The 25,094-nt window shown below is 36.5% G+C and carries 25 protein-coding genes; 5 read left to right on the top strand and 20 right to left on the bottom strand.

What is annotated here, in order from left to right:
* The first annotated feature begins 77 nt into the window (after positions 1–77).
* Positions 78–707 (top strand): response regulator, encoded by a 630-nt coding sequence (locus BUL40_RS04535; protein ID WP_010519123.1) that lies wholly within the window; start codon positions 78–80, stop codon positions 705–707.
* Positions 708–765: 58 nt separating this feature from the next.
* Here the strand turns inward: BUL40_RS04535 and dnaG are convergent, their stop codons facing one another.
* Positions 766–2,739, bottom strand: coding sequence for a DNA primase (dnaG, locus tag BUL40_RS04530; RefSeq protein ID WP_080318243.1), 1,974 nt, complete (start codon positions 2,737–2,739; stop codon positions 766–768).
* A gap of 69 nt (positions 2,740–2,808) precedes the next feature.
* Between dnaG and BUL40_RS04525 the strand changes: the two genes are divergently transcribed.
* Entirely contained in the window at positions 2,809–3,054 is a 246-nt protein-coding gene (locus tag BUL40_RS04525; RefSeq protein ID WP_080318242.1) for a zinc-ribbon domain-containing protein, read from the top strand.
* Positions 3,055–3,056: 2 nt separating this feature from the next.
* Here BUL40_RS04525 and BUL40_RS04520 read toward each other — a convergent pair whose 3' ends face one another.
* From BUL40_RS04520 to rsgA, 12 genes are all read right to left on the bottom strand, one after another.
* Positions 3,057–4,136: a coiled-coil domain-containing protein gene (locus BUL40_RS04520; protein WP_080318315.1), complete on the bottom strand. Its 1,080-nt coding sequence runs from the start codon at positions 4,134–4,136 to the stop codon at positions 3,057–3,059.
* Positions 4,137–4,219: 83 nt separating this feature from the next.
* The gene (locus BUL40_RS04515; protein WP_080318241.1) at positions 4,220–4,954 is read right to left on the bottom strand and encodes a hypothetical protein; all 735 of its coding nucleotides are present in this window, start codon (positions 4,952–4,954) and stop codon (positions 4,220–4,222) included.
* A gap of 11 nt (positions 4,955–4,965) precedes the next feature.
* On the bottom strand, positions 4,966–5,532 hold the full coding sequence (locus BUL40_RS04510) for an RNA polymerase sigma factor (RefSeq protein ID WP_010519118.1): 567 nt from the start codon (positions 5,530–5,532) through the stop codon (positions 4,966–4,968).
* Between the two features lie 115 nt (positions 5,533–5,647).
* A complete protein-coding gene (locus tag BUL40_RS04505) occupies positions 5,648–6,625 on the bottom strand; it encodes a polyprenyl synthetase family protein (protein WP_080318240.1) in 978 nt (325 codons plus the stop codon).
* A gap of 122 nt (positions 6,626–6,747) precedes the next feature.
* Complete coding sequence (rlmN, locus tag BUL40_RS04500; protein ID WP_080318314.1) at positions 6,748–7,785, bottom strand: 23S rRNA (adenine(2503)-C(2))-methyltransferase RlmN; 1,038 nt, start codon at positions 7,783–7,785, stop codon at positions 6,748–6,750.
* Positions 7,786–7,868: 83 nt separating this feature from the next.
* Complete coding sequence (queA, locus tag BUL40_RS04495; RefSeq protein ID WP_080318239.1) at positions 7,869–8,918, bottom strand: tRNA preQ1(34) S-adenosylmethionine ribosyltransferase-isomerase QueA; 1,050 nt, start codon at positions 8,916–8,918, stop codon at positions 7,869–7,871.
* 77 nt (positions 8,919–8,995) lie between these two features.
* Positions 8,996–10,225, bottom strand: a complete 1,230-nt coding sequence (locus BUL40_RS04490) for a 3-phosphoshikimate 1-carboxyvinyltransferase (RefSeq protein ID WP_080318238.1) — start codon at positions 10,223–10,225, stop codon at positions 8,996–8,998.
* A gap of 44 nt (positions 10,226–10,269) precedes the next feature.
* Positions 10,270–10,596, bottom strand: a complete 327-nt coding sequence (locus tag BUL40_RS04485; RefSeq protein ID WP_080318237.1) for a nucleotide pyrophosphohydrolase — start codon at positions 10,594–10,596, stop codon at positions 10,270–10,272.
* Between the two features lie 169 nt (positions 10,597–10,765).
* The gene (locus tag BUL40_RS04480) at positions 10,766–12,778 is read right to left on the bottom strand and encodes a DUF3857 domain-containing protein (RefSeq protein ID WP_080318236.1); all 2,013 of its coding nucleotides are present in this window, start codon (positions 12,776–12,778) and stop codon (positions 10,766–10,768) included.
* Between the two features lie 38 nt (positions 12,779–12,816).
* Positions 12,817–14,709: a DUF3857 domain-containing protein gene (locus BUL40_RS04475; protein ID WP_080318235.1), complete on the bottom strand. Its 1,893-nt coding sequence runs from the start codon at positions 14,707–14,709 to the stop codon at positions 12,817–12,819.
* A gap of 91 nt (positions 14,710–14,800) precedes the next feature.
* Positions 14,801–15,253 carry a D-aminoacyl-tRNA deacylase gene (dtd, locus tag BUL40_RS04470; protein WP_080318234.1) on the bottom strand — a complete coding sequence of 151 codons (453 nt, stop codon included), beginning with the start codon at positions 15,251–15,253 and terminating at the stop codon, positions 14,801–14,803.
* Positions 15,253–16,206, bottom strand: a complete 954-nt coding sequence (rsgA, locus tag BUL40_RS04465; protein ID WP_080318233.1) for a ribosome small subunit-dependent GTPase A — start codon at positions 16,204–16,206, stop codon at positions 15,253–15,255. The genes dtd and rsgA overlap by 1 nt, the downstream gene beginning before the upstream one ends.
* 105 nt (positions 16,207–16,311) lie before the next feature.
* Between rsgA and BUL40_RS04460 the strand changes: the two genes are divergently transcribed.
* Positions 16,312–16,752 carry a hypothetical protein gene (locus tag BUL40_RS04460; RefSeq protein WP_080318232.1) on the top strand — a complete coding sequence of 147 codons (441 nt, stop codon included), beginning with the start codon at positions 16,312–16,314 and terminating at the stop codon, positions 16,750–16,752.
* Positions 16,753–16,820: 68 nt separating this feature from the next.
* Here BUL40_RS04460 and BUL40_RS04455 read toward each other — a convergent pair whose 3' ends face one another.
* From BUL40_RS04455 to BUL40_RS04435, 5 genes are all read right to left on the bottom strand, one after another.
* Complete coding sequence (locus BUL40_RS04455; RefSeq protein WP_080318231.1) at positions 16,821–17,495, bottom strand: head GIN domain-containing protein; 675 nt, start codon at positions 17,493–17,495, stop codon at positions 16,821–16,823.
* 122 nt (positions 17,496–17,617) lie between these two features.
* Positions 17,618–18,700: a bifunctional 3-deoxy-7-phosphoheptulonate synthase/chorismate mutase type II gene (locus BUL40_RS04450; RefSeq protein WP_010519106.1), complete on the bottom strand. Its 1,083-nt coding sequence runs from the start codon at positions 18,698–18,700 to the stop codon at positions 17,618–17,620.
* A gap of 11 nt (positions 18,701–18,711) precedes the next feature.
* A complete protein-coding gene (locus tag BUL40_RS04445) occupies positions 18,712–19,572 on the bottom strand; it encodes a prephenate dehydrogenase (RefSeq protein WP_080318230.1) in 861 nt (286 codons plus the stop codon).
* Positions 19,573–19,574: 2 nt separating this feature from the next.
* Entirely contained in the window at positions 19,575–20,717 is a 1,143-nt protein-coding gene (locus BUL40_RS04440; protein WP_080318229.1) for a pyridoxal phosphate-dependent aminotransferase, read from the bottom strand.
* Positions 20,714–21,544: a prephenate dehydratase gene (locus tag BUL40_RS04435; RefSeq protein ID WP_080318228.1), complete on the bottom strand. Its 831-nt coding sequence runs from the start codon at positions 21,542–21,544 to the stop codon at positions 20,714–20,716. Before BUL40_RS04435 ends, BUL40_RS04440 begins: the two co-directional genes overlap by 4 nt.
* 389 nt (positions 21,545–21,933) lie before the next feature.
* Here BUL40_RS04435 and gldA point away from each other — a divergent pair, with 389 nt between their 5' ends.
* Positions 21,934–22,830, top strand: coding sequence for a gliding motility-associated ABC transporter ATP-binding subunit GldA (gene gldA / locus BUL40_RS04430; RefSeq protein ID WP_080318227.1), 897 nt, complete (start codon positions 21,934–21,936; stop codon positions 22,828–22,830).
* Here the strand turns inward: gldA and BUL40_RS04425 are convergent.
* Positions 22,817–23,212: a group III truncated hemoglobin gene (locus BUL40_RS04425; protein WP_080318226.1), complete on the bottom strand. Its 396-nt coding sequence runs from the start codon at positions 23,210–23,212 to the stop codon at positions 22,817–22,819. The two genes, gldA and BUL40_RS04425, sit on opposite strands and share 14 nt — an antisense overlap.
* A gap of 1 nt (position 23,213) precedes the next feature.
* Positions 23,214–23,495 carry a hypothetical protein gene (locus BUL40_RS04420; protein ID WP_010519100.1) on the bottom strand — a complete coding sequence of 94 codons (282 nt, stop codon included), beginning with the start codon at positions 23,493–23,495 and terminating at the stop codon, positions 23,214–23,216.
* Positions 23,496–23,660: 165 nt separating this feature from the next.
* Between BUL40_RS04420 and BUL40_RS04415 the strand changes: the two genes are divergently transcribed.
* On the top strand, positions 23,661–25,094 hold the full coding sequence (locus BUL40_RS04415; protein WP_080318225.1) for a pyridoxal phosphate-dependent decarboxylase family protein: 1,434 nt from the start codon (positions 23,661–23,663) through the stop codon (positions 25,092–25,094).

The raw sequence follows: 25,094 nt of genomic DNA, 5'->3' as shown, positions 1-25,094 counted from the left end.
CTTGCCTGTCAGTATTTGTAATCTTTTATTTATTAAATACTACCAACAGGCCTTAATTTTAAAGATTTACTACCACAATGATCAAAGTTCTTATAGCGGACAGCCACCCAATTGTTCGTTTAGGTATAAAGGAAGTTTTAAACTCCGAGACTGGATTTGAAGTTATTGCAGATGTAGCTTCTACTAGCGAATTGTTTGAAACACTTAAGGATGTTTCTCCTGACGTAGTTATGCTAGAAATGGATATACCTGAAATTAACGGTATTGCCACCCTGAGAAAACTAAAACAAGATTTCCCAAAAACAAAGGTGCTAATGTATAGTGGCCAATCTGAAGATGTCTACGCTTTGAGCACCATTAGAGCAGGAGCATTTGGCTATCTATCTAAAACTGCGGATGTTAATTACATAATATCTGCCGTTAAAAAAGTGGCAGAGGGTAACATGTTTATTACCAACGAGCTGGCACAGCGATTAGCGTTTGATGAAGGTACCCAGAAACCAAGAAGATTCTTTAGAAAATTATCTACTAGAGAAATAGAAGTTTTAAAACTATTGGCAAGTGGTAAGCGAAATAAAGAAGTTGCAGAAGGCCTTAACCTGAACGAAAAAACAGTAAGCACCTACAAAGCTCGTTTAATGCGTAAGTTAAACGTAGATAATCTTGTAGACTTATTACAGCAGGCAAAAGCTTTAGAACTGTACTAAGATATACGCACATATTATCCATAAATAAAAAAAACCCTAGTTTTTCTAGGGTTTTTCTTTACCCCAATACTCGGTTCAACTTAGAATTCAATAATTTACTAAGCTGTATATAATTCATGATTTCCTCTAACACTTCGGTGTTAACGTCCATTGAGTTTTCGGTCTCCTTTTGAAGTTGATTTATTCTGTTTTTAATCAAATTACAGCGTAAGGACAATATAGTTTCGCTTACCAATTGGGCAACGCCAACCTCTTTGTCTTTTGGATAAATATCTTTTCGCTCCCAATTGTGCAGCACATACTTTTCATCATCCATTAAAATGGAGCTTACTTGCTGCATCTCTTCTTGCCCTAAAGTTGGTAAAAACTTTTTTATATCAAACTCAGCCGTTGCATTCAAATGCTCAATTAGTTGAGTATATATAGCCCTGAAGCTCTCGTTAGACAATTCTACCTCATCTTCCTGCAAATCCAAAAAAATCTTCTCATATACTCTAGCCTCTAGTGCTTCTGGCTGCAACACCAAATCTCCCTTCTCGTTTTCCTTAAGCACTAAATCTTCAAAAGTTTCTAACTTACTACCATAAATCAATAACAACTCAATAATTTTATGCTCGAGTATAAATTGCACATCAACTTTTTCAGGTTTGGTATCTGGCCGCACCACATCAAAAGCTTTTTGGTCTGTCTTTTGTTTTTTAGCTGCATCCGTAACCAATTTTTTATTGATTTGCGCCAAGGTGTTGTATAGAACAGCCTCGGAAACATTCATCAATTTAGCGCATTCCTGTACGTATATTTCTCGCTTAATTTGATCCGGTATTTTAGAAATACTATTTACAATATCCCTTACGGTATCTGCTCTTTTTAACGGGTCGTTGGCCGCCTCTTTAGCCAATAACGAAGTTTTGAACTGAATAAAATCTTGTGCATTTTCTTTTAGGTAATGAGCAATATCCTCCTCTGTATTATTCTTTACAAAACTATCTGGATCTTCACCCTCTGGAAAGGTACAGATCTTAACATTCATACCTTGCTCTAGAATAAGGTCTACCCCACGTAAAGAGGCACGTAAACCAGCTGCATCACCATCAAATAAAACGGTAATATTTTTAGTTAACCTATGTATTAGTCGTATTTGTTCTGGTGTTAGTGCCGTGCCACTTGATGCAACCACATTAGCTATTCCAGACTGATGCATTTGAATCACATCTGTATACCCTTCTACCAAAAAACAATTGTCTTCTTTTGCTATTGCTTGCTTAGCATGGTAAATTCCATATAGCACCTTACTTTTATGGTATATTTCGCTCTCCGGAGAATTTAGGTATTTGGCTGCTTTCTTATCATTGGTCAAAATTCGACCACCAAAACCCAAAACCCTACCACTCATAGAATGAATTGGAAACATTACCCTACCCTTAAAACGATCAAAGGTTTTGCGTTCTTGGCCTTGTTGCTCTTTAACAATGGTTAACCCGGTTTTCTCTAAATAGTCTAGCTTATAACCTTCTCCTAAAGCCGCTTTGGTAAACGCTTCCCATTGGTCTGGATTATAACCCAACCCAAACTTCTTAATAGTTTGATCGGTAAAACCACGCTCTTTAAAATAACTTAAACCAATAGCCTTACCCGGTTCTGTGTTCCATAAGGTTTTTTCGTAGAACTTTTGGGCATATTCTGAAACCAAAAACATACTTTCCCGTTCATTGGCCTGTTCTTTTTGCTCATTGGTCTGCTCTGTTTCTTCTATTTCTATGTTGTACTTTTTGGCCAAGTACTTAATAGCCTCAGGATAACTAAAATGTTCGTGCTCCATAATAAAAGCCACCACGTTACCCCCTTTGCCGCTACTAAAATCTTTCCATATCTGTTTTACCGGACTTACCATAAAGCTAGGGGTTCGCTCATCTGTAAATGGACTAAGCCCCTTGTAGTTTGTACCCGATTTTTTAAGCTGAACAAAATCGCCTATTACCTCTTCTACCCTTGCGGTTTCATATACTTGGTCTATGGTAGATTTTGATATCATTTAAAAGGAAAAAATTTAGCGCGTTAGATTACTACCTTTGTAGCAGTATTCAAAGATAATTAATCGGTAATGATTCTATTCTTCGGCACCAAAAAAGGAAAAGAAAATAGCAACAAAATGCCCAACGTGGTTTGTGGGCATTGTGCGCAAAAAGGTACGGTAACGCTTTATTCTCAAGAAACCTTAGCACATGTATTTTGGTTGCCCATAACAAAAATAGGAACAAACCACTATGCGGAATGTTCCCATTGCAAACGAGTGTACTATAAGAACGACTTTTCTGCGGATATGCTTAAAGTCATAAATCAGAAATAGCACTACAAATCGAACCGAAGGCCAACGGATATATTTCTTTGCGTAATAATGGCATCTTTAAAAATAGGATTTAAATCGTACTTAACATACAACAACATACCATCTACGCCCGCATAAGCACTTAAACCATATATTAAATTGCTTGTATTGTAATCTCGCTTTAGCTTATCCTTTATTTTATCACCGTCCATTTGATATTTTAACTTTTGGCGCGTACCAATATTAAAACCTCCATAGCCACCAAATCCTAACCTAAATTGATCTTGTAGGCTGTATCTAATTTTTTCCTCAGTTTTATAGGTTTTAGAAGGCCCCACCTCAAAATGGATTGGAAAAACCAAATTATCCATTCTTAATTTTGATTTATCTAGCTCAACATCAAATTCTTGTAACTCGGTCTGGTTTTCGTTCATTACAAAATATTGATTGTTTTCTGGTTTTAAGCCGTTAAACTGAAAAGAGAATCCGTAATTAAAACGCAACCAATTACTATGCTTAAACACCCTGGTTCGCCATTGCCAACCCATTTCAAAAAAACGACTTCCCGCAATCTTATAAGGCGTATCTACAAAAGACTCTCCTTCTATGATGGCATTATTAAACCCAATGGCCATCACAAAATCTGAATAGGTTCGGCGATCGTATTTTGTTTCTGACCTGAGCGGATTATTATTGATTCTAATACCAAATAAATTACCATTGTCGCCATCTTCATTACCAAAACCAATTTCTATGGCCCTCAGGTAATTAAGTGTGTCTACTTCTAAAACTTTACCTTTATTACGCTCAATTAACGCTATTTTATTTTCTATAATCGCAATTCTATTTTCAATATTCAGCGCTCTTTTTTTAGCCGCTTCGGCTTTAAGCTCGTCTGCTTCTTTTTTGGTAATAAGCTTCGCTTCCAGTTTAGCATTTATAGCTTCTACCTCTTCCTTTAGTGCCTGCTTTTCTTGTTGGGTTATTTCTGTCTTTAAGGTTTTTAATCTCTCAATTTCCTTTTGTATTTGTTCCTCTTGCGCATGGATGAACAATGTTCCTAGTAGAACTAAAAACATGCTAATAACAACTTTGTTTTTCATGATTTTTTGTTGATTTAGACCAGTATTTGGCCACCCTCTCAATTAAAGAGGGCAGCTAATACCAATGATTGATTGATGAATAATTACTGATTGCGTTCTGCAACGGCCGTACGTACCTTAAAAAAGCCGTCTTTTAATTTATCAAAAACTTTATCCCTAAAGCTTTGGTCCAGCTCCGTTTCTACTTCTGCCAACAAAGCAACGGCATCTACCTTACCATTTGGACGCAGTATTTTTTCTTGTAAGATTTCTTTTTGGGCATTTAACAGTAATGAGTCTATTTCAGAATCCAATAAACTAGCGTTCTGAGATGCTTCCAAAGCCGTTACCTTTGCCAATACTTGTGCCAACTTACCGTTAACCAAACTATCTAGCTGCTGGTCTTTTACCGGTATTGCTTGTGCCAACTCTTCTTTTTTAGGCGGCATAACTTGTTCAACATTAGACTGTTGTTTCTTTATCACTATTTCTTTTTCTCCCTTGGCTTGTATTTTAGTTTCTTGTGCAACAACAGTACTCTCTCCATCGGTTTTAGTAGTTGAAATTTTAACTTGTTTCTCTCCTTTTTGATTCGTGTTGGAATTTTTCTCCACTTCCACAAGTTGGGTAGGACTATCAAATTCCACATTTGATACCTTAAAATACGTAAAGAGGCCCAACGCCACCATAACAGTTGCTGCTACAGCCCACCAAATTGCCAGTGGTTTTTTCTTGGCGGGAGCATCTAATTGCGATGCGATTTTATCCCAACTGGTAGCTGCGGGCTGCAGCTTTCGTTGCTCCAAGGTATTTTTGATATGTTTTTCTAACTTATTCATTTCTAATTCTTTTACTGCTGCATGGTTCTGTTATCAAATTCTTTTTGCAGCTTAAGATTTTCTTGTAATTGTTTACGAGCTTTAGATAATTGCGATTTAGAAGTACCAACAGTAATATCTAGTAATTCTGCAATCTCCTGATGTTTGTACCCCTCTACCGCATACAAAACAAAAACCATCTTGTACCCCTCTGGCAAAGCATCAATCAATTGTTGTACATATTCCACATCTAGTTCCGTGCTGGAATGGTAAGAAGGTTGTTGTTTTTCAAAAACCTCATCGTCATACACTACAAATTGTTTTTTGCGTAAATAGGTTATGCTCTCCCTAACCATAATTCTACGAACCCAGCCCTCAAAACTTCCTTTAAACTCAAAAGATTGCAATCCTTTAAAAACCTTTACAAACGCAGTTACCATAACATCTTCTGCAAAATGCGCATCTTTAATGTATTGTCTGCACACACTCAACATTTTAGGCGCAAATTGGTCATAGATGGCCTGCTGGGCATCTCTATTTCCTTTTTGTGCCTTTTTTATGAGCAACTTTTCGTTAGTATAAAAAGGTATAATCTTCAATGTGTTTAGATTGTCTTCTATAACTATAGACGTAGAAACATTTAAAAGGGTTGCCTAAAATTATATTCTAGAAAACTATTTTTAGCAACTATCTGAAAAAGAAAGTGGTAAGTAGTTATTTTTTTCGCTCCACTACGTAATTAACCATTAGCGTTAGTGCCTCTTTATAGGGAGAATCCGGGTACTCTTTTAGTAGGCCAAGCGCTTCATCTTTAAATTCCATCATCTTGGTAATAGCATATTCCAGACCGCCGGCCTCTTTTACGTAGGCAATGACTTCTTTTACGCGCTTCTTGTTTTTATTATGATTTTTGATGGAATTGATTAACCAGCGTTTTTTTTCTTTTGAACTTTGGTTGAGCGCATAAATTAATGGCAAGGTCATTTTTTGCTCTTTAATATCGATACCTGTTGGTTTACCGATGCGTTCCTCACCGTAATCAAACAAATCGTCTTTTATTTGAAACGCCATACCGCACAACTCACCAAACCGCTTAAATATAGCAACCTCTTTAGATTCTGGCCTTACCGAAGCCGCACCCATACTACAACAGGCAGCAATTAATGTTGCTGTTTTTTGACGAATAATCTCGTAATAAACCTCCTCGGTAATATCCAATTTACGGGCCTTTTCTATCTGCAGCAACTCACCCTCACTCATAGAACGTACAGATTCTGAAATTATCTGTAGTAAATCATAATCGCCACGTTCCAAAGAAACCAATAATCCTTTAGAAAATAGATAATCGCCCACTAAAACAGCAATCTTATTTTTCCATAAGGCGTTTATAGAAAAGAAGCCACGGCGTTTGTTGCTATCGTCTACCACATCGTCATGTACCAAACTGGCCGTGTGTATCAGTTCAATGATAGAGGCACCTGTATACGTGCGTTCTACCACCTCGCCTTTGTTTAGCATCTTTGCGGTTAAAAACACGAACATAGGCCGCATTTGCTTGCCCTTTCTATTTACAATGTAGTAGGTAATTCTATTGAGTAGCGCTACTTTAGAAGACATGGATTCATGGAACTTTTTTTCAAAAAGTGCCATTTCTTGTTCTATGGGTTCACGTATTTGCGCTGCTACCTTCAATTAAATTGAAAAAATTTTCCGTTTTATTCTGGGTGTCAAATGTAGGGAAAATGCCTAAGGCAAACACACTCATTTGCTAGAATTAAGACCGCTGTTGCATTTCTTTAGATGAACGTTAAGAATTAACTTTTATTTGCCAACTGCCCACATGCTGCATCAATATCTTTTCCGCGAGAACGCCTAACTGTAACCGTGATGCCGTTTTTCTCTAAAGTGGTAATATATCTATTTAAAGCATCATCAGAAGCTTGTTGAAATTCACCATCATCTATGGGGTTGTATTCTATTAAATTTACTTTGGAAGGTGCAAATTTGCAGAACTTAACTAAGGCATCTACGTCTTTCTGAGTATCGTTAATGCCCCGCCACACAACGTACTCATAGGTTATTCTATTCTTGGTTTTGGCATACCAATACTCCAACGCTTCTCGTAAATCTTTTAGTGGAAAGGTGCTGTTAAATGGCATAATAGCGGTTCTAACCTCATCTATTGCGGAGTGCAGGGAAACCGCAAGTTTAAAACGCACTTCTTCATCTGCCATTTTTTTAATCATCTTGGGCACTCCGGAGGTTGAAACGGTAATACGCTTTGGAGACATACCCAAACCTTCCTCTGAGGTAATCATATCAATAGCCTTGAGTACATTATTATAGTTCATTAAGGGTTCTCCCATCCCCATAAATACTATATTGCTTAAAGGCCTATCATGGAACAACCTACTTTGGTTATCTATAGCCACTACTTGATCATAAATCTCATCTGGATTTAAGTTGCGCATACGTTTAAGCCGTGCCGTGGCACAAAACCGACAGTCTAAACTGCACCCAACCTGACTAGAAACACAAGCTGTTGTTCTGGTTTCCGTAGGGATTAAAACGGACTCCACCACCAAATCGTCATGCAACTTTACTGCATTTTTAATGGTACCATCCGTACTCCTTTGCATTTGGTCTACACGGATATTGTTAATAGTAAAATTGGCTTCGAGCATATCTCTAGTTTCTTTAGAGATATTGGTCATACCTTCAAAAGAATGTGCAGATTTTTTCCAGAGCCACTCATACACCTGGTTGCCTCTAAAAGCTTTATCGCCTTGGGCTACAAAAAAATTACGCAATTGCTCTTTTGTTAATGCCCTTATGTCCTTTTTATCTGCCATTGGTGCAAAGGTAAGAAAGTAAAATTCCCGCCCAGACATGCATCCAGACAGGAATTATATATTATTAAATGAATGTTTCTGAGTTAGATAATCAACATTGCATCGCCATAAGAATAGAAACGGTAGTTTTCTAAAATGGCCTGCTTGTAAGATTTCTTCATTAAATCGTGCCCCATAAAGGCAGATATCATCATTAATAAAGTAGATTTTGGCAAGTGGAAATTAGTAATCATACAATCCGCAATGCTAAAATCATAAGGAGGAAAGATGAATTTATTGGTCCAACCTTCAAACGTATTTAATGTTCTTTCAGAAGAAACCGCACTCTCCAAACCACGCATAACCGTAGTACCAACCGCACAAACCTTCTTTTTATTGGCCTTGGCATTATTTACAATTTCAGTAGCCTTTTCATCTATTACCAATTCTTCACTATCCATTTTATGCTTAGATAGGTCTTCTACCTCCACAGGGTTAAACGTACCCAAACCAACGTGTAAGGTTACCTCTGCAAAATCTACACCTTTAATTTCTAAACGCTTTAACAAGTGCTTGCTAAAATGCAGACCGGCAGTTGGCGCCGCAACTGCACCTTCGTGCTTGGCATAAATAGTTTGGTAACGGTCCTCATCTTCTGGAGTAACCTCTCTTTTAATATATTTAGGAAGTGGTGTTTCTCCCAGTTCTCTAAGTTTTCTCCTAAAATCCGTATAGGATCCGTCATATAAAAAACGAAGGGTTCTACCTCTAGAAGTTGTATTATCTATTACTTCTGCAACTAGACTTTCATCGTCTCCAAAATACAATTTGTTACCTATACGTATTTTTCTTGCTGGATCAACCAGTACATCCCAAAGACGCTGCTCCTCGTTAAGTTCTCTTAACAAAAACACCTCTATTCTTGCTCCTGTTTTCTCTTTATTACCAAATAATCTGGCCGGAAAAACTTTGGTATTGTTCAATACCATCACATCGCCCTCATCAAAGTACTCAATCATATCTTTGAACATGCGGTGTTCTATTTTACCGGTATCTCTATGGATTACCATTAATTTGGATTCGTCCCTGTTTTCTGCAGGGTACTCGGCCAATAATTCTTTTGGAAGATCAAAATTGAAGTTAGATAATTTCATCTGGGCGTTTTGAATTTTTAGGATGGCAAATATACAATCTGCAACAAGGGGTTGTCAAGTAAATTATGGATTATTCCTTAAACTGTTGCTACTTTAAAGCCAACGAGCTCCATATCTTTCCAAAAATCCGGATAAGATTTGGATACAACACCTGCATCGTTAACAAAGAAATTGGTTTTCATGGCCAAAGGAGCAAAAGCCATTGCCATTCTGTGATCATTGTAGGTATCTACGGCCGCACCGCTTCCAATTAGATTATTACTTTCCAACGTTAAACTTTCTTCTGTAATAGATACCGTGGCACCAAATTTTTCCAATTCGGTTTTCATTGCAGCCAAACGATCTGTTTCTTTGATTGGTAAAGTGTGTAGGCCGGTTAAATGACAACCCATTCCTAATCCGTAACAAGTTACCGCAATGGTTTGGGCAATATCTGGTGCATTGGATAAATCCAATTCAACGCTATCCGCCAGCTGCTCTCCATTTTTTTCTAACCATATTGAATTTTCGGAATACGTTGTACTTACTCCAAATTGCTGGTAAATGGACGCTAGAACGCTATCGCCCTGTAAGGAATGTTCTTTATAACTAGACAACTTAATTTTACTACCTATTTCCGCAAGTGCCACAATGCTATAAAAATAGCTTGCCGCACTCCAATCAGATTCCACCGTCATGGTTTTAGAGGTAACCTCATCTTTTGGCATTACCTCTATGGTATTATCCTTAAAAGTAGCAACGATACCAATTTCATCTAACAACCCTAAGGTCATTTTTATATAGGGCACAGAGGTGATTTTACCAACCAATTCAATTTCTAATCCGTCTGGCAAACTTGGCGCTACCAGAATTAAGGACGAAATGTATTGACTACTAATATTGGCCGGCAAACTAACTTTGTTGTGCTTTAGTTTTTTTCCAGTAATTTTTAATGGAGGATAGCCCTCTTCTTCTACATATTCTATTGCTGCACCAAGAGACCTGAGCGCCTCTACCAAAATTTTAATAGGACGTTCTTTCATACGTTTAGAACCCGTAAGTACAATTGTTTTACCTTCTTGCGTGGCAAAATAAGAAGTTAAAAAACGCATGGCAGTACCGGCATGATGAATATCTACCGTACCGTTGGCTATTGCCAATCCTTTTTGCATAACTTCCGCATCATCAGAATTGGATACGTTATCTATCTTTAGATTAGGAAAAAGTGCCTGCAATAGCAGCAATCTATTCGTTTCGCTCTTTGACCCTGTAATTTGAATTTCGTTATCCAGTAAGGAATTTGCTGGAGCGCTTAAAGCTAATTTCAATTTATTAGAAATTTAATACCGATTAGTAAGGCACAAAGATAGGCTTATTTAAGTTTTTGATTGTTGTGATGGCGGTCATGATCCCGCTTGGTTTTCAAATCCAACTTTTTTTCAAATGCTTGTTGCAAATTAACCCCTGTTTGGTTGGCCAAACATAAAACTACAAAGACCACATCTGCTAATTCTTCTCCTAAATCCTTGTTTTTATCCGATTCTTTTTCACTCTGTTCGCCATATCTGCGCGCAATGATACGAGCTACTTCTCCCACTTCTTCTGTTAATTGGGCCATGTTGGTTAATTCGTTAAAGTAGCGAACACCATGATTTTTGATCCACTCGTCTACGGCTTGCTGTGCGTTTTGTATGTTCATTACCAAAATTTTTTACAAAGGTAATCTAACAAGGTGAGACCTTTTCTAAAACAATATAGGTTTGTATTTGAGCTGTTAACGCTTTTGCAAAGAGTTCTTTAATGTTATGGTATAATTTACAAAAAAACACACTACGGATACAAATGTATCTTGACCATATTATTTAAAATTAAGCCTTAACTAGAACAACCTGCTCTAATTGTTTTTGAACCATTGTTCCATAAAATTCTTTTAAACTAGGGTACAGTTGAGCGGGAACCATATGAACGTTAATATTTTGTTGGATCTGGCACTTTAACTTTCCATTGGCAAATTCAGTTGTGTAAGAGAATAATCCCATTTGGTCCGGCAAGGCCAAAGCTACATTCTCGGGAACTGATTCTACCGTATAACCTTCTGGAATATCTAACAACACAGTAATCTTCTTGGAATTTGGATAAACAAAATCTACCGGATACTCCCTTGATTCTTCAATAAACGGGTTTTGAGTAAGACCCATGAAAAAAAAAGGTTTAAAAAATAACTTATCACCAATTGTTTCTAATTGATTTTCCTTACTAAACTCAAAAGACTTTACCAATGCCTTATTGTACTTATTTTTATTATTGAATTTTAAATTGTCCACAGAAAAATCAGTATTATTTTCCTCCATTTCTTCCATGACTTCCACTACATCACTATCCTTATACTTTTTTCTATAATATAAGGCCGTATTATCAAAATATTGATTTCTAATTTTCCCCTCTAACAATCCATTTACGGAAAGCTTAGCTTGTAAAAACGTTACTTCTTTAGCGAGTTTTTTAGGAACCAAACTTACTTCTTTAGATGTTAGGTCTTCCTTTACCAACCTACCATACCAATTCATTGCCCTAGAAGGCAATAGTCCAAAACCATTCAGTTTTTCAGTAGCATCTAAATATATAAGTTTACCATCAAGACTTAAACCTGCTATAACGTAATTAAAACCATCATTTGTAGGATAAAGGGGTAATCCGTTAGATTTTGTACTTACTAGAACGGGATCAACCTTAAAACCAGCCTCTTTTAACAAACCGACTAGTAATAAATTAATATCGGCTACATTTCCGGTTTTTTCCTTAAGTGTATTTTTTAATCCATTTTCGCAATAGTAGCCATAATAACCATTCCAAGTAATTTCATTTTTAACGTAATCAAAAATTTCCAGCATCAATTGGTTATCATCCTTCCCCTCCCCCTTTAGATTTAAAAGAACTTCTTCGAACAACCGTTTCTTAGACAATTCGCCTCCAAAATCACTTGATTTATAAATAGTTTTGGCAACGTCTGCCCAAGAAAGACTATAATTTTTATAAGGGCTATCTGGAAATTGTACGGAAGCTAATTCAAATTTAATTGCACTTCTATAGTTATCAATATTATCTGTGTAATCGGTATTTCTTAAAGATGGTATATTAGAGGTCTCGATAACATATTTATTCTCAAAAAACTCCAAATAACCAGTAGACCTTTGATTTCTTGCAGAAAAACCTACATCATTTCCTGATTTATAACTATACGGTATTTTTCTATTCTCTTTGGTCTGCCTAACATTTATTGGGTGGTACCCTTTACCATGGCGTTTAAAAACAAAATATTCAGGTATTTCAACTTTAATTTCAACTTTATCTAAAGGAATACCATATTGCATAACGAATGTATCTAAATTACCTATAAACTCAGACCCAACTTTATATTCCACATCTATTACAGTACCCTCTTTAACTGCGGGCATTACAATGGAAACCTTATTGCGATACTTATTTACATTTTCTTTTAAAATTCCGTCTTTCTTTAACTTTGTTTCTTCTATTTTACCGTCCATTAGATTATAGGAATAACCTTTTACCTCGTAAACGGTCTCTTCCTCGTTGTTAGATTTGTATAATGGAACCTCAATTGTTCCCCAATCCAATCCATCTTTATTGTAGATTTTAATTCTATAATGACAGTACCTCACACTTTTAAAACCTTTATTAGGAGTAAACTCATATTCTACCCGTTCCTTTTTATATAATATGGCCGCTTCTGCCTCCTTTTCAATAGGATGCTCTTCTTGCAATATTTCTGCTTCACTTACCTTACCTAGTTTATAGTTTATTTCTTGAGCAGTTGCAACAATAACAAATAGGATAAAGCTAATAGATAGTTTAAGTTTCATATACTTGGTTTTGGTTATCGTTATTAATTTGGCAATAGTTAATTTGTAGTAATAATAATTTTGGAATTATCAAATTGGGCAATCTTTTTTCTAAATGCTCTAAAATCTGCATATTGTTCTTTAGGAAACACCCCGGATTTTATTACCAATTTTCTACTGTAAGAATACGTGCCGTCATCATTTTTTTTCATTACAACGCTATATTCTCCAAATGGCGTTATTATTTTTACAGGGCTTAAAAGTGACTCAATTTTATAACCCTTTGGAAGTGTTATATTATAAACATCCTCATCAAAGTACCCTCTTTTCACCACCACGTCCGTTTTCCTATTCCTTACACGTTTTGGAATAAAAGTATTTCGATTAAATATATTAGGCACCATAAGAAATTGGTTGCCCGCTTTAGATAAATAGGAACCTACCCACAAATTGACATCCTCTGTTAAGCGCGCTTCATTTTTATCATTTGAAAAGGAAACTGCATCCAGTTCCAATTTATTGAGATAGCTCCAGTATTCTTTATAATGTTCCATTTGATCTTCTTTCTTAAAATCCAATATGCCATACTTATTATGATATTGAATTCCCGTAGACTCAATGGTTACGTTAGCTTTTAAACTTCCATCCTGATTTATAGAAACACTTGCAACACTTTTCTGTTTACTTACTTCATCTTCATATTTTTTTGTCTTATCAAATATGCCTCCATTAGGAGTTACCTTAAGAACATTTCGGTCATCTGTAAACGTTCCTAAAAAATTTACCGGTGCCTTTTGGCTTGTACATTCTAAATAAATTTCTTTGTCATGAAGTGGAACATTTAGAATTACATGGTTTCCAGACATTTTAGGAAATTCCTCGTCTAGATTTTGTTTATCTCTACCGGCGTAAACTACTGTATAATAAGAAGGGACACCCACCGCCTCCAAGAGTGCTTTAGTGTAATTGGTCAACCCTTTGCAGTCCCCATATTTATTCCTATCCACTTCAGTTGCCGAAATAGGTTTCCATCCACCTATACCTAATTGAACACTTATATAGCGGGTATTATCTTGTACATATTTATACACCAAACGTATTTTTTCTTCTAGTGACGAGGCCTTTTCAACCAGTTTCTTGATTGACGTTATTGTAGCTTCGGGTAGTTGTTCTTGACCAACTAAAAACTCATCGTGTATCCATTTTCCATAATCTTTCCAACTATCCGCTTCACCGTCTACCCCTTTAAGATGAAATTTATTTAGAGCAAACTTAACATTGGGGGTATTATTTTTTAAACCAGAAGAATATGGTTCTTTTTCCTGTGCCACTAGGTTAGCAATACTGTATTTTAGTTTATGCCCTTCCTTTATTTTATCAACGTTAAACCCATCAAAATTACTTTCTTTGATTCTAAGAGTTTGATTCTCTTGATAGCTAATCTGGAACGTACTTTTTAATATTCCTATACCATAATCTTCTACAAAATTACAATCTGGCAAAAAAGCAGTATCCGAAGTTGAGTAGCTCGATTCAAAAACTAACGTATATGGATAAGTTACAGGAACATACCTAAGAAATTTAACTCTACTTTCAGAATACAATGTGCCATTACCCACAGCACTTTGATCTTTGAAATCCTTTTTTTTGAACCTATCTAACTGTTTACCATTGCTATTGAACACCTTAACTTCCAAATCCTCGATTCTTTGCTCGTTGTCATAGAAAGCAAAGGCTCTAGCGTGTTTATCACCATTTTGATTGTACACTTTAATTACCAACTTTTCGTTATAATAATATTTGTCGTAATCTTCAATGGTGACTTTTACATCTTTAGAAATTATAGTGGCGTCAGCATTTTTGGTCAATTGTTCAGGTATTTGAACAATAGGAAAGTCTTGCGCATTAACTTGAATTAATGCCAACAAGAAAATAATAGTAAATTTTCTCATGAATTGGTTGGTCTGGTAAACTAACAACGATAAATCAAATGAAAACTTATCTAAAAACCAAAATTATTTGATAAACTGCTTGTAAAATGCTTTATTCCTTATTCTTCGTATCGATTATAATTGTTACCGGTCCATCATTTAAAAGCTCTACCTTCATATCTGCTCCAAATTCACCAGTTCCTATTTCCTTACCTAGTTCTTTTTGAAACTGATGTACAAACGCCTCGTATATAGGTATGGCTGTTACAGGCTTCGATGCCTTTAAATAAGATGGCCTATTCCCTTTTTTGGTACTAGCATGTAAGGTAAATTGACTCACGACTATAGCATCACCTTCACAGTCTTTTAATGATAGGTTCATTACACCATCACCATCATTAAAAATACGAAGGTTCACCACCTTACGGCACAACCAATCTATATCTTCTTTAGTATCTGCATCTTCTATACCTACCAAGACCAATAAACCTTTGCCTATTTTGGATAAGACCACCCCTTTTACCGAGACCGAAGCATAAGTAACACGCTGTACAACAACCTTCATTATTTTTCCTTATAAATATCTTGTCTGTAATTTGCGTCTACGTCTTCTGTTAACATTTGCACATAACTACGGTATCGGCTCCAAGAAACCTCATCGTTGTCCAATGCTTCCTTAACTGCACACTTAGGCTCGTCTAAGTGTAGGCAATTATTGAATTTACATTCTGACTTTAACTCAAAAAACTCTGGAAAATAATCTCCTATCTCATCTTTTTCCATCTCTACGATCCCAAAGCCACGAATACCTGGAGTATCAATTATTTGAGCATTAAAGCTTAAATCGTACATCTCTGCAAAGGTAGTTGTATGTTGGCCTTGCGCATGCTGTTCGGATATTTCTGCGGTTTTTAGTTTTAATCCTGGCTCTAAGGCATTTACTAGAGTAGATTTGCCAACACCAGAATGCCCAGAGAACATACTAACCTTATTCAGCATCAATTCCTTAACCAAATGTGTGTTTTTACCTTCTTTGGCAGAAATTTCTAAAACGGTATACCCAATATTTTTATATAGATCCATTAGGTATGCTACCTCTGCCCGTTCTTCTATGGCGTAAGCATCTATCTTATTAAAAAGTAGTATTGCCGGAATATCATATGCCTCTGCCGTAACCAAAAATCGGTCTATAAAACTGGTAAACGTAGTAGGATTGTTTAAGGTAACCATTAAAAACACTTGGTCTAAATTGGCCGCGATAATATGTACCTGTTTAGACAGGTTAACAGATTTACGAATGATATAGTTTTGTCTTTCTTCAATTTTATGAATTACACCAACCGTTTCATCTCCTTTAGTTTCTAGCTTAAAATGTACTTTATCCCCAACCGCTATTGGATTGGTACTTTTAATCCCTTTAATACGGAATTTACCCTTAATTCTACATTCATAAAACTTACCGTCCCTTGCCTTTACGGTATACCAACTGCCGGTAGATTTATAAACGGTACCTATCATAGACTGTTCTTTGTAAAATAGTTGTTTTAACAAAGAAACAATTTTATACCTAATTCGTCCGTTGTGTATAACATCAAATTTAAAATCAACATTAAAAACAAAAACATGAAAAAACTAGTAGTATTTGCCTTATTTGCATTGGTGGCAACCGTAAACGTACAAGCACAACAATATAAGGTTATTACCAGTGTTGAATCTATTGTTCCAAATGGTTTAGGTAGATCTAGGATAATTAATGCCCTAGAAGAGAAAGATTACAGAGAATTTACTTCTGTGCAAACCGAAGAAGATAACACTAGAAACAAGTCTAAACGAGACGAAATACGTGTTAAGAATTTTGAAGAAACCAAGCTATTGAACTTTTACAATATTGGTGGTATTCGTTTTCAAAACATTGCTGCTAACGATGCTTTGATTACTTCTATGATAAACGACATGGTTTCTCAAGGATGGCAATTAGAACATGTAATTAGTGCCGTAGAAAGTGAAGGTGGTAAAGGAGACGGCCAAGGAATTTTTATTACGCGTTATATCTTTAAAAAATAGAACCCTATTAACAGTAACAAAAAAAAAGCCCCAACTTTTAGTTAGGGCTTTTTTGTTTTGTGGGTAATTTAATTTCTTACCCGTATACTACCGCCTACCAAGGTTTTCTTTCTTACTTTCTTTGGGTTTCCAAAAATATCCACATCTCCACCAGCTTTTACGTTAACGTCTATACTTTCAGAAGCATAGACTTCTGCTTCTCCTCCTGCAGATATTTTTACTTCAGATGCCATCGTTCTTAATTCCCTACCTTCAAAAATACCTCCGGTATTTAATGTTACCGTTTGGTTCTCCGCTAGACCGGAAACTTCTAAAATACCACCCGTAACAGCTCTCATTTCTGCATACTCTACATCTAAACCGGCAATAATTCTAGCGCCTTCTTGTGTTCTTAACTCTATTCTATTCTGTTCTATAAGTTCATTACAAACAATTTTTGCACCTTCATTACCATCTATAACATCAATATCTTTATAATACACCTCTATGAATGTATCTTCTCCGGTAAACTTTTTGTCCAACTGCATTCTAAGCTTTAAAACGCCATCGTTATTGGTCCATTTAATATCATCTACATTAAGGCCTTTAATGATGATTTTATCCTCATCTGATTGGATTAGATTGACCTCTATCAAATCAAAGACTTTGATTTTATGGAAATCCCCTACATTATTTTCTATCATCCTTTGAGAAAAAACTGAAGATGAAATGGCCAATATTAAAAGGGTAACTATTTTTTTCATGACTGTTTGTTTTTTGTTTGCCTTAAAGATGACACCTTTTTTGATTTGTTACACTTGTAAAAATAAAAAGGCCATTTCTATATAGAAATGACCCTTTTGCCTTGACACTAAGGTTATAACTCCTAAGAGTTGATTATCTTTTCTTGATGGTTAATAGATTCTTGGTGAATTGCTTTAAACATTTTTAAAACAAATTCTTCACTTAATCCATGCTGCTCACCCTCTAAAATCATTTTACCCAAAATAGTATTCCATCTATTGGTTTGTAAAACGGCAACATTCTTTTGTTTTTTCAACTCACCAATACCGTCAGAAACTTTCATCCTTTTACCTAAAGTCTCGATCAATTGGTTATCAATAACATCAATCTGCGCTCTTAGGTTACTTAAATGCGCATTGTATTCTGCTTCTGGATCACTTTCTTTTCTTATTTTTAGATCTCGCATAATCTGAACCAATTTATCTGGAGTAACTTGCTGCGCGGCATCACTCCATGCGTTATCTGGATCATGGTGTGTTTCAATCATCAAACCGTCAAAATTTAAATCTAAAGCCGTCTGAGAAACATCAAATATCATATCTCTCTTTCCTGTTATATGAGATGGATCATTGATTAAAGGTAAATCTGGAAACCTGTTCTGAAACTCAATCGCCATTTGCCATTCTGGTATATTTCTATACTTGGTCTTCTCATAGGTAGAAAACCCTCTATGGATGGCACCTAACTTCTTAATTCCTGCAGTATGCAAACGCTCAATACCACCTAACCACAAGGCTAAATCTGGATTTACAGGATTCTTTACCAAGACAATTTTGTCTGTACCTTCCAGCGCATCTGCCAATTCTTGCATAATAAATGGGCTCACGGTAGAACGTGCTCCTATCCATAATAAATCCACATCGTGCTCTAAAGCTAAATCTACGTGTGCTTTATTGGCAACCTCAGTGGCCGTTTTTAAACCTGTCTCTTCTTTTACTTTTTGCAACCACTTTAGTCCTATGGCGCCTACTCCCTCAAAATTTCCTGGTCTTGTTCTTGGTTTCCATATACCGGCACGGTAATAATTTACATCCGTGTCTTTAAGCTGGTGTGCAATTTTAAGCACCTGCTCTTCGGTTTCTGCGCTACATGGTCCTGCAACTACTAATGGATGTGGCAACGCCATATCATCCAACCATTTCCTCATCTCTTTTGAATTTTCCATAATCCTAATCTCTATTTTTTAGTAAGTGGTATTCCGTTTAATATTTGTTTTATTCTATTGGTATTGTTCATTTCTTCATAAAGTCCATCAAAATCATCATCCTCCATCATTTTTTTAAAGGATTCCAAATTGTTAATGTACTCTGTTAATGTTTCTAATACATTTGCTTTGTTTTGCTCAAAAATTGGTGCCCACATTGCAGGGGAACTTTTTGCCAACCGCACCGTACTCTCAAATCCACTACCAGCCATGTCAAAAATATCACGCTCATTTTTTTCTTTCTCAATAACCGTCTTTCCTAACATAAAGGAACTAATGTGTGACAGATGCGATACGTAAGCTATATGTTTATCATGATTATCGGGATTCATATACCGGATTCTCATGCCTAATTTTTCAAATAAGGCCAAGGCTTTCTCTTGTAATTTAAATGCGGTTTGCTCTACCTCACAGATTATGTTGGTTTTGCCATTGTACAATCCACTAATTGCTGCAGACGGCCCAGAATACTCAGTACCTGCTATAGGGTGGCATGCCAAATAATTTCTACGTTTTGGATGTTCCGCTACAACCTTACAAATTTGTGCTTTGGTAGAACCAGCATCAATCACCACTGTTTCTTCCCCAACATAGTCTAGTATGATGGGTAACTCTTTGGCCAAAACCGTTACTGGAATAGCTACAATTACCACATCTGCATCTGCTAAACCCTTATAGGTGGTAGCCGCATCTATTAAACCCAAATCAATAGCTTCTTCTATATGCGAAGTATTTGCGTCTATACCCTCTATACAAACCTTTGGATGCGTTTCCCGTATGTCTTTTGCAAAAGAGCCTCCAATTAACCCTATACCAACTACAACTACTTTCATGCTTAGAATCTTTCTATGGCTTCTTGTATTTTCTCTTCTTTTACGCAAAGCGAAAAACGAATGTATCCCTCACCGTTTGTTCCAAAAATGGTACCTGGCGCAATAAAAATATGCTTATCGTACAACACCTCATCAATAAAACTTCCTGCGTCTTTGGCTCCTTCTGGCAGTTTACACCAAACAAACATACCAACAGCATTGGTGTCATAGGTACACCCCAATTTATCTGCTAATTGATAGATTAAAGCTCTTCTTTTTTGGTAGACCTCATCTAAAGCTTCAAACCATTCCTTACCGCTTTCTAAAGCAGCTACAGCTCCTTTTTGAATACCATAGAACATTCCAGAATCCATATTGCTCTTTACCTTAAGTACTGCATTAATGTAATCAGCATTCCCCAATAGCATTCCTACACGCCAACCAGCCATATTAAAGGTTTTGCTCAATGAATTTAATTCCAAGGCCACTTCTTTTGCTCCTGGCAAGGATAACATACTGGTTGGGTTATTGGCCAAAACAAAACTATACGGATTGTCATTCACCAATAAAATAGAATTGCGCTTGGCAAATGCCAATAGTTCTTGCATTTGCTCGGTGGTTGCGGTTGCTCCTGTTGGCATATGCGGATAGCTCACCCACATTAATTTTACCTTGCTTAAATCTTCTTTCTCTAGCACTTCCAAATCTGGAAACCATCCATTCTCCGCAGTTAAATCGTACGTTTTTGGTACTGCTTCTACCAATTTGGTAACCGATCCATAGGTGGGGTATCCTGGGTTGGGCAAAAGCACCTCATCTCCCACATTTAAAAAGGCCATGCTAATATGCATAATCCCTTCTTTAGAACCCATTAATGGCAATACTTCTGTGTTGGCATCTACCGCTACATTAAATTTATCTTGATAAAATTTGGCAATTGCCGATCGTAATTCTGGTAAGCCCTGATAACTCTGATACTGGTGTGCCCCTGCATCTAAAATAGCTGCACTTAGTGTTTGTAACACCTTTGGCGAAGGTGCCAAATCTGGACTACCTATGCCCATATTGATTATGGGCTTCCCATCTGCCATAAGACCACGTACCTCTCTTAATTTTCTAGAGAAGTAGTACTCTTGTACCGAGTTTAATCTGTCTGCCGTTGTCATTTTATCAATGCATTTTTATATTCTCCCAATACCCTAAAATCTTCTGCCATTATTTCTAGTAAACTTTTCGCTTTAGCAAAATTTTGATACGCATCAAAAGTTACATCTACAAAAAAAGCGTACTTCCAAGGGGTTTCAATTACAGGTAGGGATTGTATTTTAGTTAGGTTTAAATGGCAATCGCTCATCACATTAAGTACGGCTGCCAAACTACCTCTTTTATGGTCGGTAATAAACCTAAGAGATGCTTTGTTAATAGCTTCCTTAGGCCATTCTTTGTTCTCTTTTTTTAGGATAATAAAACGCGTAGCGTTATTTTTTATGGTTTGTATGGCCGGCGCTATAATTTCTAAATTATACAACTCGGCAGCTACATCTGGGGCAATTGCGGCTACATGCGCTAATTGATTTTCTTGGATTTGTTTTGCTGTTTCTGCCGTATCCACATCTTCTACCAATTTAATATGGTCGTACTGCTTTAAAAAATCCATGCACTGTAACAAAGCCATAGGGTGGGAGCGTACTTCTGTAATTTTGGAAATATCTTGCCCTTTTAACACCATTAAATTATGGTTAATGTTTAGATATTGCTCCCCTATAATGTGCAAATTATTATGGTAAACTAAATTGTAATTGGGAATTATGCTCCCCGCAATAGAGTTTTCTATGGCCATTACCGCTTTGTCTGCAGTACCATCTAGAACGCTGGCCACCAACTTATCAAAAGACATGCACTCTACCAAGTTTATGGCATCTCCAAAGTAGTCATTGGCTACCTTGTGGTGGTTACTTCCTTTTATTCCCTGTATGGCTATTTTTAAATCCATTGCAAAAAAAAAGTCCCGAATTTAACATCGGGACCTTATTGTTTTATTTAGTTACATATAGCTAGAACAGTCCCGTACCTCTTTGGAAAAAGAAGTAAAAATAAAAACGGTTCCAGAAATATAATTTGCTCATCTTGTTATAAATGTTCGGCTAAGATTACCCTTTCTTTATGAATGACAAAGTTAATTTTTTAATTTTTAGAATTTTTAACAAAAACCATATTATTGCTGATTTTTATTACATAAAAAAGCCGATTTATTATTAAAATCGCATAGCAACAGACACTTTCCCAAAAGGATATCTTACAAAACCACCCTTTTTCAATTATCCTAAATTTCACTTCTTAAAAAAATAAGTAAAACGTACTTTTGACAGTAAATACCTGTATATGTCCATAGTTGTAAAAGATATTGTAAAAACTTACGGCGAACAAATAGCCCTAGACCAAGTCTCCTTTTCTATTGATAAAGGAGAAATTGTTGGCTTTCTAGGTCCAAATGGTGCTGGCAAGTCTACTATGATGCGTGTATTAACCACTTTTCACGCTGCAGATATAGGTAGCGCTACTGTTAATGGTTTTGATGTTACTACCCACGCCAAGGACGTACAAGCTAGTATTGGCTTTTTACCGGAGCATAATCCTTTATACCTAGACATGTACGTTAAAGAATACCTTATGTTTAATGCTCAGATACATAAGGTAAAAAAGGAGCGTATTGCAGAAGTTATAACACAAACGGGATTAACACCAGAGGCCCACAAAAAAATTGGCCAACTTTCTAAAGGGTATCGCCAACGCGTTGGTCTTGCCGCTGCTTTGTTGCACGACCCTGAGGTATTGATTTTAGATGAACCCACCACTGGCCTAGACCCTAATCAGCTTATTGAAATAAGAAAACTAATACAAGAAATTGGTAAAAATAAAACCGTGATGCTTTCTACCCATATAATGAAAGAGGTAGAAGCCGTGTGCGACCGAGTTATTATAATAAACAAAGGAAAATTAGTGGCAGATAAATCCTTAGAAGATTTAAGACAAACCGAACAACAAATTATTGAGGTAGAGTTTGATTACCGTGTGGAAGATGTGCTATTACAAAAGCTTCCGAATGCCGTGCATGTTAAAAATACCGGTGGTTTTGTCTACGAAATAACTTTTGACACTCAAAAAGACATGCGCCCTGCTGTATTCGATTTTGCGCATGACAATCAGCTTAAAACTTTACAATTAAGTCGTAAAAACAAAAATTTAGAAAGCCTATTTACCGAGCTTACATCTGCCTAGGTTTACGGTGTTCATATATCGTAAAAAACATACGCACACTCATATTTCTTGCGCGTTGTTTGGCTTTTTCTGTTACTGTGCCTTCAAAATGACTATCTAAGGTAGCAATCCAATGGCGTAGCCAAATTCCAAAATGATAATTGCCTATGGCCCCTTTAAACTTTGCATCTACTTCTGCGTGCACCAACAGTGGGTTTCCCATATATTTTTGTTGGTAAAAGAGGTTGCTCTCCCAAAAGTCTGTAAGCTTATTTAAATGAGCAGGCCAATCTTTTATGGTCTCATTAAAAAAATGACCTATCTCTTTATCCTTGCGCACCCTATCATAAAACCGATGCACTAGAAGAGCAACATCTTCTCTTGATGCTATGTCTGTTTTCACCTTACATTAAATTAGCCCCTAAAACTAGGCCACTTACCAAAAGGCTCAAAATAAATATATTAAATGTAATCTTAGAAGGTAGTTGTGCCAAGACTGCCGCATTAAAAGACATACACCCCATTACTACCAAAAACAATTGTATCATTTGAAAAATGCCTATTCCTTGCATTAAGACTGCCATAGCAGCTACAGCTCCAAAGCAACTTTGTATCATAACAAATATGCTGGCATATCCCGTTTCGTTTTTTCTATACTCGCCCAATAGTTCATTATACGTTGTCATACCTAATTATTTTTAATTATAGTGTAAAAGTATCTGGGTTTGCTTAGGTTAAATATGATATATATCAGTTAACCTCATCTTTCTGGGTTCTTTTAAAAGAATACTGCAGTAAAGTTTTATTAGCCTAGGGCGATGGGTATCTTTGCAAAAAATAAATTCTATTGCATGAGCAAGTCTAATCCACGTTTAGAACTGTCTAAAGAAGAGATGAAATCTTTGGGGTACAAAATTGTAGATGCCATTGTGGACCATCATCTTACCCAAGATAAAAAGCTACCGGTAGCTGTAGGTACACGTGCAGAAATGGATTCTATTTTTTTGGAAGAAGCCCCAGAAAAAGGAATGGACGCACAAAAAGTGTTAGAATTTGTTTTAAAGAATGTTATGGCCAATAGCACCTTGCTTTCTCACCCTAAAGCCTATTCTTTTGTACCTGGCCCAAGTAATTATGTGAGCGTTATGGCAGATGCATTGGCAACCGGTTTTAATGTTTTCTCTGGCGGATGGTCTGCATCCCCAGCCGCTGCAGAGCTAGAGATTATTACCATACAATGGCTGTTAAAGATTTTCGGCTTTCCTAAAAAGAAAGGCGGCGGAATATTTACTTCTGGTGGTTCCATGGCCAATTTAACCGCTTTAACCACCGCCCGTAATATAAAATGCGGAAAAGACTTTTCTAAAGCCGTAATTTATTTATCAGACCAGGCGCACAGTTCTAATATAAAGGCCATTCGCGTAATTGGTTTTAGAGAAGAACAAGTACGGATTATACCTACGGATAGTGAATTTAACTTCCCAATTAACAAACTAAAAAATGCCATTGCCAAAGACCGTTTAGCAGGTTTACAACCATTTTGCCTAATTGGTACCGCAGGCACTACCAATACAGGTACAGTAGACCCACTTACGGAATTGGCTGCCATTTGCAAGAAAGAAGATATTTGGTTTCATATTGATGGTGCCTATGGTGGTGCGGCTATTTTAGCGCCTAAAGGTAAAACGGCACTAAAAGGCATAGAAAAAGCAGATTCTGTTACCATTGACCCACATAAGTGGTTGTACCAACCTTATGAAATGGGATGTTTATTGGTTAGAAATCACAAACATTTAAGCCACACCTTCACAGAAAAACCAGAATACCTGCGAGATGTAGAGGGAAATACCTCTGAAATTAATTTTTATGATTTAGGTATACAGCTTACCAGACGTTTCCGTGCGTTAAAATTCTATATGTCTATCAAAACCTACGGTTTGCAATCGTTTCGTGATGCTATTGCGTACAATATGGACTTGGCAGAACAGCTAGAAGAACAGATGAGAAAAAGTAGTCTGTGGGAAATAGTACACCCAGCAACCTTAGCTATTATCAACTTTAGGTACAACCCCATCGGCAAGAATTATTCTGCTAAAAAGTTAGACAAGCTTAACCAGTATATATCTGAGAAGGTAGTTAGCTCACAAAAGGCATTATTGGTAACCACCATTTTAAACAATCAAATTGTGTTGCGTATGTGTTTAATTAATCCCCGTACCACCCTAGCAGACGTACAAGAGACGCTAGAGCTTTGCGAAGCTTTTGCGGCAGAAGCCGATAAATAA

Source organism: Croceivirga radicis, from assembly GCF_002072105.2.
GTDB lineage: Bacteria > Bacteroidota > Bacteroidia > Flavobacteriales > Flavobacteriaceae > Croceivirga > Croceivirga radicis.
The sequence above is the reverse complement of the archived record's forward strand: the minus strand, read 5'-3'. Positions and strand labels throughout refer to the sequence as shown.